At 65.1% G+C, this 14,912-nt stretch carries 14 protein-coding genes; 11 read left to right on the top strand and 3 right to left on the bottom strand.

Going from position 1 to position 14,912, the window contains the following annotated elements:
* Window positions 1-16: 16 nt before the first annotated feature.
* Both B5X69_RS00105 and B5X69_RS00110 read right to left on the bottom strand, forming a co-directional pair.
* Window positions 17-646: a hypothetical protein gene (locus tag B5X69_RS00105; protein ID WP_079636912.1), complete on the bottom strand. Its 630-nt coding sequence runs from the start codon at window positions 644-646 to the stop codon at window positions 17-19.
* A gap of 12 nt (window positions 647-658) precedes the next feature.
* Window positions 659-1,381, bottom strand: coding sequence for a ParA family protein (locus B5X69_RS00110; protein ID WP_053553716.1), 723 nt, complete (start codon window positions 1,379-1,381; stop codon window positions 659-661).
* A gap of 256 nt (window positions 1,382-1,637) precedes the next feature.
* Here B5X69_RS00110 and B5X69_RS00115 point away from each other — a divergent pair, with 256 nt between their 5' ends.
* Complete coding sequence (locus B5X69_RS00115; protein ID WP_079636913.1) at window positions 1,638-2,882, top strand: SPOR domain-containing protein; 1,245 nt, start codon at window positions 1,638-1,640, stop codon at window positions 2,880-2,882.
* A gap of 21 nt (window positions 2,883-2,903) precedes the next feature.
* Here B5X69_RS00115 and serB read toward each other — a convergent pair whose 3' ends face one another.
* A complete protein-coding gene (gene serB, locus B5X69_RS00120; RefSeq protein WP_079636592.1) occupies window positions 2,904-3,788 on the bottom strand; it encodes a phosphoserine phosphatase SerB in 885 nt (294 codons plus the stop codon).
* Here serB and miaA point away from each other — a divergent pair.
* From miaA to leuA, 10 genes are all read left to right on the top strand, one after another.
* Window positions 3,787-4,746 carry a tRNA (adenosine(37)-N6)-dimethylallyltransferase MiaA gene (miaA, locus tag B5X69_RS00125; RefSeq protein ID WP_079636593.1) on the top strand — a complete coding sequence of 320 codons (960 nt, stop codon included), beginning with the start codon at window positions 3,787-3,789 and terminating at the stop codon, window positions 4,744-4,746. The two genes, serB and miaA, sit on opposite strands and share 2 nt — an antisense overlap.
* 87 nt (window positions 4,747-4,833) lie before the next feature.
* A complete protein-coding gene (gene ilvB / locus B5X69_RS00130; RefSeq protein WP_176141457.1) occupies window positions 4,834-6,588 on the top strand; it encodes a biosynthetic-type acetolactate synthase large subunit in 1,755 nt (584 codons plus the stop codon).
* Between the two features lie 5 nt (window positions 6,589-6,593).
* Window positions 6,594-7,109, top strand: coding sequence for an acetolactate synthase small subunit (gene ilvN, locus B5X69_RS00135; RefSeq protein WP_053553711.1), 516 nt, complete (start codon window positions 6,594-6,596; stop codon window positions 7,107-7,109).
* A 96-nt stretch (window positions 7,110-7,205) separates the two neighbouring features.
* Window positions 7,206-8,225: a ketol-acid reductoisomerase gene (gene ilvC, locus B5X69_RS00140; protein ID WP_079636594.1), complete on the top strand. Its 1,020-nt coding sequence runs from the start codon at window positions 7,206-7,208 to the stop codon at window positions 8,223-8,225.
* 190 nt (window positions 8,226-8,415) lie between these two features.
* A complete protein-coding gene (locus B5X69_RS00145) occupies window positions 8,416-9,558 on the top strand; it encodes an 8-amino-7-oxononanoate synthase (protein ID WP_176141458.1) in 1,143 nt (380 codons plus the stop codon).
* On the top strand, window positions 9,555-10,166 hold the full coding sequence (gene bioD, locus B5X69_RS00150) for a dethiobiotin synthase (RefSeq protein ID WP_079636596.1): 612 nt from the start codon (window positions 9,555-9,557) through the stop codon (window positions 10,164-10,166). Before B5X69_RS00145 ends, bioD begins: the two co-directional genes overlap by 4 nt.
* Window positions 10,167-10,218: 52 nt before the next feature.
* Window positions 10,219-11,475, top strand: a complete 1,257-nt coding sequence (locus tag B5X69_RS00155) for an adenosylmethionine--8-amino-7-oxononanoate transaminase (RefSeq protein WP_079636597.1) — start codon at window positions 10,219-10,221, stop codon at window positions 11,473-11,475.
* A gap of 77 nt (window positions 11,476-11,552) precedes the next feature.
* The gene (locus tag B5X69_RS00160) at window positions 11,553-11,990 is read left to right on the top strand and encodes a hypothetical protein (RefSeq protein ID WP_079636598.1); all 438 of its coding nucleotides are present in this window, start codon (window positions 11,553-11,555) and stop codon (window positions 11,988-11,990) included.
* Window positions 11,991-12,048: 58 nt separating this feature from the next.
* Window positions 12,049-12,690, top strand: coding sequence for a YceI family protein (locus B5X69_RS00165; RefSeq protein WP_079636915.1), 642 nt, complete (start codon window positions 12,049-12,051; stop codon window positions 12,688-12,690).
* Between the two features lie 262 nt (window positions 12,691-12,952).
* The gene (gene leuA, locus B5X69_RS00170; protein ID WP_079636599.1) at window positions 12,953-14,617 is read left to right on the top strand and encodes a 2-isopropylmalate synthase; all 1,665 of its coding nucleotides are present in this window, start codon (window positions 12,953-12,955) and stop codon (window positions 14,615-14,617) included.
* The last annotated feature ends 295 nt before the right edge of the window (window positions 14,618-14,912 follow it).

Raw genomic sequence — 14,912 nt, forward strand, 5'->3', positions numbered from 1 at the left:
CCCCCTTTATCCGGTGCTAGGCCGTCCGGCGCGCAGAGCGCGCCGCTGGCAGACGGCTCGCCATCGCGTCGATTTCAGGCAGCGACGAAAGATATTGGTCGAGCAAGTCCGTGAGGATGACCTGCGCGGAGCGGTTGGTAACGGCGCTCGCGAGACGCAGGCGCAAATGGCGCTCGGCATCGAGGCGCAGCGTGAATGCCGCCTTTTCGCGGGCACGCGGCGCTTTCGCCTTGGGCGAAGGCTGTTCGACCTTGCGCGCGACCGCCGCGACGCGGTCAATGAGCGATTCCTGCTGACGCACGACTTCGGGCACCCGAGGCGCGAAAGCCTCGCCGAGTTCGGCCGACGGCGGCGTTTCGGCGATCGCAGGCTCGGCGCTTTCGTCGACGGCTTGTTCGGCCTCGACATTGTGCGCGAGCACCGATCCTGTGAGCAGCGGCTTTAAATCGACCATATGGGCCGGTTCAGCATTCTGGTCAGGATCGACGTCATAGCCCATATCGTTCCAGCCAAGATCGTCATAGCCGGCGCCGACAAGCGGGCCGGGGCCGCTGCCGAGCGGCTGGCGGCGCATGGCAGGCCGCGCACCGCCCTTGCGGGCAAGCAGACCGGCGCTCAGCGATGCGAGGGGTTTGGGTTCGCCCATCATGCCCTCCCCTTACTGGCCGGCGATGCGGCGGCCGAAGCCCCCGCCCATCGGGCGAACCGCACCGTAATTGCCCTGCGTGGGTAGCGGCGATGCGAAAATGGTGCGGCGGAAATTCTTCTCCAGCCGGTCGTTCATATAGGTCCATAGCTGGCGGATCTCTTCGGCCGAGCGACCATTGGGATCGACCTCCATCACCGTGCGGCCATCGATCATCGACGCGGCATAATCGGTGCGGTGATGCAGCGTCACCGGCGCGACGGTTCCATGCTGCGAGAGCGCGACCGCGGCCTCGCTCGTTATCTTTGCCTTGGGGGTTGCCGCGTTGACAACGAAAACCAGCGGCTTGCCAGCGCGCTCGCACAGGTCGACCGTGGCCCCCACAGCGCGCAGGTCGTGCGGACTCGGGCGCGTTGGAACGACGATCAGTTCGGCGACGCTGATGACGCTCTGGATCGCCATGGTAATCGCGGGCGGCGTGTCGATGACCGCGAGCTTGAAACCTTGCTGGCGCAGGATTTCCAGGTCAGAGGCGAGCCGCGCAACGGTGGTCTGCGCAAAGGCCGGAAGGTCGGTTTCGCGCTCGTTCCACCAGTCGGCGAGCGAGCCCTGCGGGTCGATGTCTATGAGAACGACGGGACCGGCGCCCGCTAGTTGGGCCTGCACCGCAAGGTGCCCCGACAAGGTCGTTTTCCCCGACCCGCCTTTCTGTGAAGCCAATGCCAAAACGCGCACGACTGTCCCCCTGAATGTCCAAAATCGGTCGGAGGAATGACATGCGGGGCGCTAAAATTGGGTTAACGATGATAAAAAGAGGGTGAAGGAAGCATTGAGACCTATGGTAACCAAAGGCTTGAGACGATGTTGTGCCAGACCGGATCAAAGTCCGGCCGGCCCTGTTTCTTGCTAACGGCGTGTTAGCCATTTGGGGTTAGGGTCTCTTCCTCGGGAACTGCTCGCCCCTCCAGGCGACCGGGTCATGGAGAATTCGATGCACTCAATCCGCACAATCGCTTCGCTCGCGCTGCCGCTCCTGGCCGCATCGCTCGGCGCGCCCGCTGCTGCCTCGGTGAAGGACGGCGTCGACGCCTGGCAACAGGGTGATTATCGAAGCGCCGTCGCCGAGTGGCGCCCGCTCGCGGTTGCGGGCGATCCCGACGCGCAGTTCAACCTCGGTCAAGCCTACAAGCTCGGTCGCGGCGTTCCGTCCGATCTTGAGCAGGCGGAAGCCTGGTATCGCCGCGCCGCAAAACAGGGTCACCTGCAGGCCGAGGATAATCTTGGCCTTGTTCTCTTCACCGCGGGACGCCGCGAGGAGGCCATGTCCTATATCGCCCAGTCGGCAGCACGCGGCGAGCCTCGCGCGCAATATGTCCTCGGTACAGCGCACTTCAACGGCGACCTTGCCACCGAAAACTGGCCGCTCGCCTATGCGCTGACCAAGCGTGCGAGCGACGCGGGACTCCAGATTGCCTCGGCGCGCCTTGCCCAGCTCGACCGTCTGATCCCGCTCGAGCAGCGGCAAAAGGGCCTTTCGATGCTGCCCGAGATGGAAAAGGCCGAAGCCCGCGCGCGTCTCGCCGCGGTGAACGCCGCCGCCCCGCCGCCGCCAAAGCCCGCCCCCTCGCCGGTCAAGACCGCGAGCCTGCCCGCCTCGGTTCCGGGCACAAGGTACACGCCCCCTCCCGTGATCGCGGCGCCCGCTCCCGCATCGCCGCCCAATCCCATTGTTTCGCCCGCTGCCGAGGCGGCAGCTGCCGCTGCGGCGGAAGCGAGAGCCGCGGCCGACACCGCGGTGAGCACCGCAGCGGCGAAAGGTCCGCCGGCGGTATCGGCGCCGGTGAAAGCCGCCCCGCCGGCCCCCGGCACGACCTATGCGCCCCCCCCAAAAAGCGGTCCGCTGCCGCCGGCTTCCGCACCCGGTCCCGCCATGACGGCATCTCCCTCGCCCGCCCCCAAGACATCCGCCGCTCCGCCGGCGCCCGCTGCTGGCGCTGCGGCCGCAAGCCCGTGGCGCGCACAGCTTGGCGCCTTCGGGATCGAGAGCAATGCGCGCAAACTCTGGACGAGCCTTGAAAAGACACATCCCGCCTTTGCTTCGCGTCAGCCCTATCTGGTCAAAAACGGCAAGCTCACCCGGCTCCAGGCCGGAGGTTTTGCGAGCAAGGCGGAGGCCGACGCCTTCTGCGCGACGGTGAAGAAGGACGGCCAGGCCTGCCTGGTGGTCGATAAGTAGCGAAGGCTTCGCCCTGCCCGCTTAGCCTAGCACCCATTGGCGCCGCGAATAGCCCTGCGCCCAGAGCAGCGCGGTCAGGTCGTGGTGCCGAATCACCGCGTCCGCTGCCTCCGCCGCCGCCTGGTGCGGATGATAGGCGATGCCAAGCCCTGCGGCAGTGATCATTGGAATATCGTTGGCACCGTCCCCGATCGCGAGCGTGTCGGCGAGGGGCAGACCGTGCCTTGCCGCCTCGCTCTTCAGCGTTTCAAGCTTGGCGTCCTTGTCGACGATCGGTTCGGCAACCTTGCCCGTGAGCTTGCCGCCTTCGAGAAGGAGCTGGTTCGCGACCACCCGGTCAAATCCGACCGCCTCGCCCACCGGGTTTGCAAAGGCCGTGAAGCCGCCGGTGACGAGCACGCTATGCGCGCCATAGGCTTTCATCGTCTGGACGAGCGTGCGCGCACCGCGGGTCAGACGCACCCGCTCCATCCGGCATTCAGCGAGCACGCCTTCGGCAAGCCCGCCGAGGAGCGCCACTCTTTCCTCAAGCGCACCGCGAAAGTCGACCTCGCCGCGCATCGCTTTTTCGGTGATCGCCGCAACCTCGGCCTTGAGACCCGCATAGTCGGCGAGTTCGTCGATGCACTCGCAGCTGATCATCGTGGAATCCATGTCGGCGATCAGCAGCTTCTTGGTGCGGTCGCCGAGCGGCTGGACGATCACGTCGAGCGCGCCATGGTCCATTTTTGCAAGTTCGCTCCGCGCGCTTACCAGGCTGCCGTGGAAAACGATATCGGCAGCATCGCCGTCGTCGAGCCAGTGCGGCGCGCCGACTTCGTGCCCTGTCGCGTCAAGACGGTCGATCGCTTCGCGCACCACCTCGCCCGTCAGCTTTCCGGCTGCTATCAGCGTCGCAACGAACATGGTGTCTCCTTCTACCTCTAGAGGGCTCAAGCCCCCGCTCGTGCTTATCGCCGGGCCGACCGCGAGCGGCAAGAGCGCGCTGGCTGTCGCTTTGGCGCAGGCAGTGGGGCGCGCGCAAGTGGTGAATGCCGACGCAAGCCAGGTTTATCGCGATCTGGCGATTCTCTCGGCGCGTCCGACGACCGCCGAGATGGCAGCTGTCCCCCACCGTCTCTTCGGCCATGTCGACGGCGCCGATGCCTATGATGCGGCGCGCTGGGCCGCCGACGCGCGCCGCGCGCTTGCCCGCGCGTGGGAGGATGAGGATGTGCCGATCCTCGTCGGCGGGACCGGCCTTTATCTGCGCACCCTCCTTTACGGCATCGCTCCGGTGCCCGACATCGACCCCGCCATCCGAGCCGAGGTGCGCGCCCTGCCTCCCTCCGAAGCGCACGCCGCGCTCGAGCAACTCGATCCCCCGGCCGCCGAGCGCTTGCCCCCCGCCGATAGGGCGCGCGTCTCGCGCGCGCTCGAGGTGGTTCGCGCCACCGGCCGCACGCTTTTCGACTGGCAGCAGACCCGCGAGGGCGGGATTGCCTCGGATGTCGCGCTCATCCCGCTTGTTCTCCTGCCGCCGCGCGAATGGCTGCGCGCGCGCTGCGACGCGCGGCTCGAGGCAATGTTTGAGGCCGGGGCAGCCGAGGAAGTCGCTGCGCTCATTGCGCGCGACCTTGATCCTGATCTTCCCGTCATGCGCGCCATCGGCGTGCCGCAGGTCGCAGCGTGGCTGCAAGGCCGCATCCCCCACGAGGAGGCACTCGCGCGCGCGCAGGCAGCGACGCGCCAATATGCCAAGCGGCAATACACCTGGTTCCGTCATCAGCCGCCCCAGGACTGGCCACGCGAGGAAGAATCATTATCGGTCGATTCTATAAGTAAAATTGCAACAATATTACGCGATAGATTATTGACAGGATAGAATCATACACCTATTGCCCGCCGACTGTTGCAGCGCACAAGCGCCACCCTGGCGCGCGAGCAAAAAGATGAGCAAAGGAGCAAGGTCGTGACGGAAATGAGCGGTGCCGACATGGTGGTTCAGGCGCTGGTCGACCTCGGGGTTGACACAGTGTTCGGCTATCCGGGCGGCGCGGTCCTTCCCATCTACGACGCGCTCTTCAATCACCCCCAGATCAAGCATATTCTCGTCCGCCACGAGCAGGCGGCCACCCATGCTGCGGAGGGCTACGCCCGCGTCACGGGAAGGCCCGGCGTTGTGCTCGTGACCTCGGGACCGGGCGCGACCAATGCCGTTACCGGCATCACCGATGCACTGCTCGATTCGATTCCGATGATCGTCCTCACCGGCCAGGTGCCGACGACGCTCATCGGCACCGACGCGTTCCAGGAATGCGACACGGTCGGCATCACCCGTCACTGCACCAAGCATAATTATCTCGTGATGGACCCCGACCGCTTGGGCCCGATCCTGCACGAGGCCTTTTACATCGCGACCCACGGCCGCCCGGGGCCGGTGGTCATCGACATTCCGAAGAATGTGCAGGTTGCGGTCGGCACCTACTCGGTGCCGGCGCGGATCGAGCATCAAAGCTACCGCCCGCAGGTCGAGCCCGACGCCGCGGCGATTGCCGAGGCGATCGAACTCATCGCGGCGGCCGAGCGGCCGATCTTCTATACCGGCGGCGGCGTCATCAATGCAGGTCCCGACGCGAGCGCGGCGTTGCGCCAGCTCGTCGGGCTCACCGGCGCGCCGATCACCTCGACGCTGATGGGGCTCGGCGCCTTCCCGTCGGACGATCCCAAGTGGCTCGGCATGCTCGGCATGCACGGCACCTATGAATCGAATATGGCGATGAACCGCGCCGACCTCATCATTGCGGTCGGCGCGCGCTTCGATGACCGCGTGACGGGCCGCCTCGACGCCTTTGCGCCGCACGCGAAGAAAATCCACATCGATATCGATCGCAGCTCGATCAACAAGATCGTCCCCGTCGATGTCGCTGTGCTCGGCGATGCGGGTCGCGCGCTCGACGCGCTGATTGCGGCGTGGCAGGACAAGGGGCACAAGGCGCGCGATCTTGGCGAATGGTGGCGCCGCATCGACGGCTGGCGCGCGGCGCGCTGCCTTGACTTTCCCGAAAAGAAGGACGCGGCCGCCGAAATCATGCCGCAGCGCGCGGTGAAAGCGCTGTTCGAGGCGACCCGGGGGCGCGATCCGATCATTACGACCGAGGTTGGCCAGCACCAGATGTGGGCGGCGCAGCATTTCGGTTTCTCCGCGCCTAACCGCTGGCTCACCAGCGGCGGGCTCGGCACGATGGGCTACGGCTTTCCCGCCGCCGTGGGCGCGCAGATCGCCAGGCCCGACCGCCTCGTCATCTGCATCGCAGGCGAAGCCTCGCTCCAGATGAATATCCAGGAAATGGGGACGGTCAGCCAGTACCGCCTGCCGGTCAAGATCTTCATCCTCAACAATGAATGGATGGGCATGGTCCGCCAGTGGCAGGAGCTGACCTATGAAAGCCGCTATTCGAACAGCTATTCGGACAGCCTGCCAGATTTCGTGAAACTTGCCGAGGCCTATGGCTGGACGGGCATGCGCATCGACACGCTCGGCGAACTCGAAGAGGGAATACAGACCATGCTCGACACACCGGGTCCGGTGATCGTCGACTGCCGCGTGGCAAAGCTTGCCAACTGCTTCCCGATGATCCCGTCGGGCGCAGCGCACACCGACATGATCCTTCAGCCGAGTGACGTCACCGGCACGATGGACGACGAAGCCAAGGCGCTGGTGTAACCGACATGAAAATCACAACCGAAACGGGCGAGCGCCACGTGCTCGCCGTCACCGTCGACAACGAGGCCGGGGTGCTCGCCAAGATCACCGGGCTGTTCACCGCGCGCGGCTATAATATCGAAAGCCTGACGGTGGCGGACATCACCGCCGACCATGCGCTGTCGCGCATCACGATCGTCACCTCGGGCCCGCCGCCGATCATCGACCAGATCATCGCACAGCTCGACCGCCTCGTCCCCGTCCACAAGGTCACCGACCTCACGGATCAGGGCGCGCATGTCGAGCGCGAGATCGCGCTCGTGAAGGTCGCGGGTACGGGCGACAAGCGGATCGAGGCATTGCGGCTTGCCGATGTGTTTCGCGCCAAGGTCGTCGACACGACGATCAACAGCTTCATTTTCGAGATCACGGGCAACAGCGAAAAGGTCGACCGCTTCATTGCGCTGATGCGTGAATGCGGGCTGGTCGAGGTGGGGCGCACCGGCGTCGTCGCCATCGCCCGCGGCGCGGAGGCGCTTTAGAGTTTATCGATAATCCGGCGACGGCCGGGATCGCTCGCAATTTCAACCACGCTATCGGCCCCAAGCTTTGGGGCGACGCCAATAGGGAAGAATGAGATGCAGGTTTATTATGATCGCGACGCCGACCAGGATCTGATCAAGGGCAAGAAGGTCGCCATCCTCGGTTACGGCAGCCAGGGCCATGCCCATGCCCAGAACCTTCGCGATAGCGGGGTGAAGGAGGTTGCAATCGCCCTTCGCCCCGGCTCGGCGACCGCGAAGAAAGCCGAGGGTGCAGGCTTCCAGGTCATGTCGAACAAGGAAGCGGCCGCCTGGGCCGACGTCATCATGATCGCCGCCCCCGACGAGCATCAGGCGAAAATCTACGCCGAGGACCTTGCGGACAATATGAAGGCCGGTGCAGCGCTTGCATTCGCGCACGGCCTGAACGTCCACTTCGGCCTCATTGAACCCCGCACCGACATCGACGTCTTCATGGTCGCACCCAAGGGCCCCGGCCACACGGTGCGCAGCGAATATCAGAAGGGCGGCGGCGTCCCCTGCCTGATCGCGGTCGATCAGGACAGGACGGGGAATGCCAAGGCAATCGCCCTCTCCTACGCATCCGCCGTGGGCGGCGGGCGCAGCGGCATTATCGAGACGAGCTTTAAGGAAGAGTGCGAAACCGATCTTTTTGGCGAACAGGCGGTGCTCTGCGGCGGCATCACCCACCTCATCCAGGCAGGCTTCGAGACGCTGGTCGAGGCGGGCTACGCGCCCGAGATGGCCTATTTCGAATGCCTCCACGAAACCAAGCTGATCGTCGATCTTCTCTATGAAGGCGGGATTGCGAACATGCGCTACTCGATCTCGAACACCGCCGAATATGGCGACATCAAGACCGGCCCGCGCATCATCACCGACGAGACGAAGGCCGAGATGAAGCGCGTTCTTGCCGACATCACTTCGGGCCGCTTCGTCAAGGACTTCGTCCTCGACAACCAGGCCGGCCAGCCCGAACTCAAGGCAAGCCGCAAGGCCGCCGCGGCGCACCCGATCGAAAAGACGGGCGCTGAGCTGCGGGCGATGATGCCGTGGATCGCGAAGAACAAGTTGGTAGACAAGGCGGTCAACTGACGCTTTAAGTCCCCTTCTTCCGGGGAGGGGTTGGATCGGGCGCTATCCCGCGTTCTGACGCTCAGCGGCCAAACCAGCCTTTTTGCCGTTTGTGCCGGGCCTGCCGAGTCACCGTTCGCTCTTGGAACGGTCTCCGGCAAGCCCGGAGCAAACCGTTCGTTGAGCCTGCTTTCTTCAAGGGAGCGTGCGAGTGTCGAGCAGCAACTTCCCCTTCCGCGCCCACCGCGCAAACCTTGCAGCGCTCGCGGCCGAAGACCGGCGCCGCAGCCTGAGCCCGCGCAAGGGCGTCGATTTCGCCTCGAACGACTATCTTGCGCTGGCCGGCTCCTATGCCCTGAGCGAAGCGCTCGCCGCGGGGCTTGAGCGCGGCATTCCCGCAGGGTCGGGGGGCTCGCGCCTCCTGCGTGGCAATCATCCAGAGCATGAGGCGCTCGAGGCCCATGCCGCGCGCCATTATGGCAGCGAGGCCGCGCTCTTCTTCTCGACCGGCTTTGCCGCTAATGCCGCGCTCTTTGCAACGCTGCCCCAGCGCGGCGACCTCATTGTCCACGACGAACTCATCCATGCCAGCGCCCACGACGGCATGAAGCTTGGCCGCGCCGGGCGCGTCGACGCGCGCCACAATGATGCTCAGGCGTTCGACGACATCATCGCGCGCTGGCGCCGCGGGGGTGGCACCGGCACACCGTGGATCGCCGTTGAAAGCCTCTATTCGATGGACGGCGACAGGGCACCGCTCGCCGACCTAGCCGCAGTCGCCGACCGCCACGATGCGGTCCTCATCATCGACGAGGCGCACGCCACCGGGGTTTACGGGCCGGCTGGCCAAGGGCTCGCGCACGAGCTTGCGGACCGTGAAAATATCATCACTCTTCACACATGCGGCAAGGCGCTGGGGTGCGAGGGAGCGCTGCTGTGCGGCCCCGCGATCGTCCGCGATTTTGTGGTCAACCGCGGGCGTCCCTTCATCTTTTCGACCGCGCCCTCGCCGCTCGTTGCGTGGCTCGTGCGCAACGCGCTCGAGATCGTCGCCAACGAGCCCGAGCGTGCAGCACGGCTCCAGGCGCTCGTCCGCCGCGCCGAGACGCGCCTTGCACCGCTCGGCATCGCGGCGAGCGGAACCCAGATCATTCCCATCCTCATCGGCGACAATGCCCGCACCATGCAGATCGCCGCCGCGCTTCAGGCCGCGGGATTCGATGTCCGCGGCATCCGCCCGCCCACCGTCCCCCACGGCACCGCGCGGCTTCGCATCGCTCTCACCCTCAACGTCGACGAGCCCGAGATCGACGCGATGGTCGATGCGCTCGCGGCAGCGATGACGGCGGCATGACCCGCCGCTACGTCGTAACCGGCACCGATACCGGCGTCGGCAAGACCATCTTCAGCGCCGCGCTCGCAGGCGCGCTTGGCCTCGCCTATTGGAAACCGATCCAGTCGGGGCTGGATGAGGAAACCGACAGCGAGACCGTCGCCCGCCTCGCGGGGGTTCGGGTCCATCCCGAAGCCTATCGCCTTCGCACCCCAGCCTCGCCGCACCTCGCAGCCGAACGCGATGGCATTGCCATCGACCCGGAGGGACTCACGCCGCCCGCCGGCGATCTCCTGGTCGAGGGCGCGGGCGGCGCGCTCGTCCCTGTGACGCGCAATCTCCTTTATGCCGACCTTTTTGCGCGCTGGCAGATCCCTGTCATCGTCTGCGCGCGCACCGCGCTCGGCACCATCAACCACAGCCTGCTCACCATCGAGGCGCTGAAATCGCGCGGCGTGCCCATCCACGGCATCGCCTTCATCGGCGAGCCGCACGAGGATAGCGAAGCGATCGTTGCGGCATTTTCGGGCGCCAAGCGCCTCGGCCGTCTCCCGCGGCTCGACCTTTTGACGTCAGAGACGCTGGGCGCTGCATTCACCGAGCATTTCGTCCTTGCAGATTACCCCTGACGGCAAGCCCTGAAGCATTTGCGCTCGCGGCGCGCCGGTGTAGGGCCAAAGAATGACCCATGCGTCCTCCTCCCCCATCTGGCATCCCTTCACCCAGCACGGCCTTGAAGAGCCGATCCCGCTGATAGCCCGCGCCGAGGGCGCGCGCCTCTACGACGCAGACGGCAACAGATGGATCGACGCGATATCCTCTTGGTGGGTCACAACGCACGGTCACGCGCATCCGCGCATCATGGCCGCGATCCGCGCCCAGACGGAAAAGCTCGACCAGCTCATTTTCGCCGGCTGGACCCACGAACCCGCCGAAACGCTTGCCGCCGAGCTCATTCGCATCACGCCCGGCCCGCTCACCCGCGTATTCTTTTCCGACTCAGGCTCGACCAGCGTCGAGGTCGCACTCAAGATGGCGCTCGGCCATTTCGCCAACCGCGGAGAGCCGCGCCAGCGCATTCTCGTCCTCGAACACAGCTATCACGGCGACACGATCGGCGCGATGTCGGTTGGCGCGCGCGGGGTATTCAACAAGCCTTACGATCCCCTCCTTTTCGACGTCGGCACCATCCCCTTCCCGCACGAGGGGATGGAGCAGCTTGCGCTCGACGCGCTTGAGGTCGCCTGCACTCAAAAGCCCGCAGCCCTCATCGTCGAGCCCCTGATCCTCGGGGCCGGCGGCATGCTGATCTATCCCGCCTGGGTACTCGCTGAAATGCGCAGCATCTGCGCGGCGCACGGCGTGCTTTTCATCGCCGACGAGGTGATGACCGGCTGGGGCCGGACGGGAACCCGCTTTGCGTGCGATCAGGCGGGGGTCATCCCCGACATCCTCTGTCTTTCGAAAGGGCTCACCGGCGGCGCGATCCCGCTCGCAGTAACCTTGTGCATAGAGCCGATCTTCGCCTCGCACTGGTCGACCGACCGTGCACGCGCCTTCTATCATTCTTCAAGCTACACCGCGAACCCGATCGCCTGCGCCGCGGCCAACGCCAATCTCGAAATATGGCGCGATGAGCCGGTTGAGGAGCGGATCGACGGGCTCGCCCAGGCGCAGCGCGCGCATCTCGCTATGCTGGCGCACGCACCGCGCGTCTCGAGCCCCCGCCGCCTCGGCACCATCGCAGCACTCGACGTCGACCAGTCCGACGCGGGCTATCTCTCGGGCCTCGCCCCGCGCCTCATCGCCTTCTACCGCGACCGCGGGGTGTTGCTCCGCCCGCTCGGCAACACCATCTATGTGATGCCGCCCTATGGCATCACCCCTGACGACCTCGCAGAGGTCTGGACGGCGATTGCAGCGTCGCTGGAAATCTGACGGTAAAAGGTCACAGTTCGGCTGAGGTTCATCTGCAGCCCATAGACCGGGCGCCAGGGGACGCGAAGGAATGCGACTTGACGAGCTATGCCCATTTTCTCCTGTCGCTTGTCGCCGCCACGGCGCTTGTGTCGCCGGCGCTCGCCGAGAGGCAAGAAAGCCTCGCGCAGACCGGGCAGCCACCGCAGAGAACCTCGATCCTCTACACTTATGGCGATGAACCCTGCCCCGAGGCCGAGGGCGACGAAATCGTCGTTTGCGCGCAGCGGCCCGAATCGGATCGCTACCGCGTACCCAAGGAATTGCGTGAGGAACTGAAGGACGACGCGCCGGTTGGCGGGGGGAGCTGGACCTCGGCAGTCGAGGGATATGAGAATATCGCGCGCATGACGCGTCCGGACAGCTGCTCTCCCGTTGGCAGTTACGGGTTTTCAGGCTGCTCGGCGGCGGCGCTGCGCGAATGGCAGGCAGAACGCCGCGCGATGAAGCGCGCCGCCGATGTTGCGGACGATTGACGCCGCGCTGCGCCATCGCATAGCCTTTGCGATCTTCAGGAAAATCAGGAGCCTCGCCATGCGTATTGCCGTCCCCCTTCTCGCTCTGCCGCTTCTGCTTGCCGTTCCACTGCTCGCGCAGATGCCCACCACCGCCCCCGGTGCGAAAGACGCCGCGCGCGTCACCGGCGGAACCTATCAGGCCGACCCGCACCACACACTCGTCGGCTGGCGGCTCAATCATCTGGGCTTCAATGATTATTTCGGAATTTTCGGCGACGTGACCGGCACGCTGACGATCGACCCCAAGGCGCCGGCCGAAGCGAAGCTCGACATCACCATCCCCATTGCCAGCGTCACTGTCGCGAGCGCGGGGCTCAAGGATCACCTCCTGCGCGCGCCGGCCGAGAGCGGTGCCAAGCCCGATTTCTTCGGTGCCAACCCCCAACCGGCGCGTTTCGTTTCTACCTCGGTGGTCGTTGACGAGGATGGCGACGAGGCCAAGGTCACCGGCAACCTCACCCTTAACGGCGTGACGAAGCCGGTCACGCTCGACGTCGACTTCACCGGCGCCGGCCCCTCGCCCATGGGCAATGTTGAGACGATCGGCTTCGAGGCTGAAGCCGCGATAAAGCGCAGCGATTTTGGTCTCGGCTTTGGCGTTCCGCTCGTCGGCGACGAGGTAAAACTCGAGATTACCGCCGCGTTCGAGAAGAAGTAGCCGCCGCCTTATTCCAGCCCTGGATCTGCGCGAGCTGCAGATCCAGGGCGCTTTGAAGCGCCGATCCAATCCTCCCGCCTTTTCCCTTGCAAATCGCGACATTTTGCATCACTAGGGCGGCCATGCACATGCGCGGCCTTCTTCTTCTGCGACTTACACGCCCTTGGGCGTGACCTTTGGCCTGCGCGACTGGCGGCGGGCCGTACGCCCAAGGGCCTGATCGAGACCGCATCCCACTCAAAACGCAGAAGACACCCGATTCATGACCATGCTCCGCGACCCATCGACCAAATATCGCCCCTTCCCGCAGGTTCCGCTGGAAAACCGCCATTGGCCCTCGCGAACGATTAGCAAGGCGCCGATCTGGCTCTCGACCGACCTGCGCGATGGCAACCAGGCGCTCATCGACCCTATGGATGCCGAGAAGAAGACGCGCTTCTTCGACCTGCTCGTGAAATGCGGGCTGAAGGAGATTGAGGTCGGCTTTCCTGCCTCCGGTGCCACCGACTTCGACTATATCCAGAACCTTGTCCGCTCGGGCCGCATTCCCGACGATGTCACACCGCAGGTGCTGACACAGGCCCGCGCCGACCTCATCCGCACGAGCTTTGACAGTCTCGAAGGCGCAAAAACCGCGATCGTCCACCTCTACAACGCCGTGAGCCCGGCGTGGCGCCGCATTGTTTTCGGTATGGAAATGCCCGAGATCAAGCAGATCGCAATCGACGGCGCGAAACAGTTGCGCGACAATGCCGCGCGCCTGCCCGGCACCGACTGGCGGTTCGAATATAGCCCCGAAACCTTCTCGACCGCCGAGCTCGATTTCAGCATCGAATGCTGCGCCGCGGTGATGGAAATTCTCCAGCCCACCGCCGAGAAGCCGATCATCCTCAATCTCCCCGCGACGGTCGAGGCGGCGACGCCGAATATCTACGCTGACCAGATCGAATATTTCTGCAAGCATTTGCCGAACCGTGATCGTGCGATCATTTCGCTCCACACGCACAACGACCGCGGCACCGGCGTTGCGGCGGCAGAGCTTGGCCTGCTTGCCGGCGGCGACCGCGTCGAAGGCTGCCTGTTCGGCAACGGCGAGCGCACGGGCAATACCTGTCTCGTGACCATCGCGCTCAACATGTACACGCAGGGCGTCGACCCTGAGCTTGACTTTTCCGACATCGACGAAGTCATCGCGACGGTTGAATATTGCAACCAGTTGCCCGTCCATCCCCGCCACCCCTATGGAGGTGAGCTCGTCTACACGGCCTTTTCGGGCAGCCATCAGGACGCGATCAAGAAGGGCTTTGCCGCGCGCGAACGCCAGAATGACGAGCGGTGGGAGGTTCCCTATCTCCCGATCGACCCCGCCGACCTCGGGCGCAGCTATGAAGCGGTCATTCGCGTCAACAGCCAGTCGGGCAAGGGCGGCGTCGCCTGGGTTCTCGAGCAGGACAAGGGGCTGAAGCTGCCCAAGCGGATGCAGGCGAGCTTCAGCCATGTTGTTCAGGCCGTCGCCGACGCGACGAGCCGCGAACTTGGCGCCGAAGACATTTGGCAAGCGTTCGAGAGCCATTATCTTGCGAGCGAGGCCAAGCGCTTCCAGCTCGTCGACTGGGCCGAAACGCATAGCGGCACCGACCGCATCTTCGCGGGCAAGCTCACCATCGACGGCGCCGAACGCAGCGTCAGCGGCCGCGGCAACGGCCTCATGTCGAGCGTCGTTGCCGCGCTCGCGGAGTCGGGCGGCCCGGTGATGGACATCGTCGATTACTCCGAGCACGCAATCGGCCAAGGCAGCAACGTGCAGGCAGCTGCCTATGTCGAGTGTCGCACGGCCGACGGAAAGAGCCTCTTCGGCTGCGGGCTCGATACCGATGTCGCGACCGCCAGCGTGCGCGCAATCCTGAGCGCCGCCAACGGGGCATAGACCGTTTTGTAACTGCGCTGCCACCTCAGGAGGTGGCGGCGCAGTCGCGCACCGCTTCAACCACGTCAGGCCGCACGATGCTCTCGACGTGAAAGCCCCCGCCGAGTACCTCAAAGTCCATCAGCTGCGGAAATCTCCAGCAGTCTCATATGTACTGAACCCGGGACACTTCCTTGACTTTCCGCACGAAAGCCCCCATATGGCGGGGGCTATCGTCGCCTGCGACGGAATTTTGATACCCCTTTCGGGTGGATTCTTGCCTTCTCACGCTACCAGCTCCGCCGGTGCTTTTGCC

Origin of the sequence: Sphingopyxis flava, from assembly GCF_900168005.1 — a bacterium.
GTDB classification, from domain to species: domain Bacteria; phylum Pseudomonadota; class Alphaproteobacteria; order Sphingomonadales; family Sphingomonadaceae; genus Sphingopyxis; species Sphingopyxis flava.

Coding starts and splice junctions, on each gene's coding strand:
- bioD (WP_079636596.1), top strand. CDS start 9,555: ATGACCCGCCGCTACGTCGTAACCGGCACCGATACCGGCGTCGGCAAG.
- B5X69_RS00165 (WP_079636915.1), top strand. CDS start 12,049: ATGCGTATTGCCGTCCCCCTTCTCGCTCTGCCGCTTCTGCTTGCCGTT.
- serB (WP_079636592.1), bottom strand. CDS start 3,788: ATGTTCGTTGCGACGCTGATAGCAGCCGGAAAGCTGACGGGCGAGGTG.
- B5X69_RS00105 (WP_079636912.1), bottom strand. CDS start 646: ATGGGCGAACCCAAACCCCTCGCATCGCTGAGCGCCGGTCTGCTTGCC.
- B5X69_RS00115 (WP_079636913.1), top strand. CDS start 1,638: ATGCACTCAATCCGCACAATCGCTTCGCTCGCGCTGCCGCTCCTGGCC.
- B5X69_RS00155 (WP_079636597.1), top strand. CDS start 10,219: ATGACCCATGCGTCCTCCTCCCCCATCTGGCATCCCTTCACCCAGCAC.
- leuA (WP_079636599.1), top strand. CDS start 12,953: ATGACCATGCTCCGCGACCCATCGACCAAATATCGCCCCTTCCCGCAG.
- ilvN (WP_053553711.1), top strand. CDS start 6,594: ATGAAAATCACAACCGAAACGGGCGAGCGCCACGTGCTCGCCGTCACC.
- ilvC (WP_079636594.1), top strand. CDS start 7,206: ATGCAGGTTTATTATGATCGCGACGCCGACCAGGATCTGATCAAGGGC.
- miaA (WP_079636593.1), top strand. CDS start 3,787: ATGGTGTCTCCTTCTACCTCTAGAGGGCTCAAGCCCCCGCTCGTGCTT.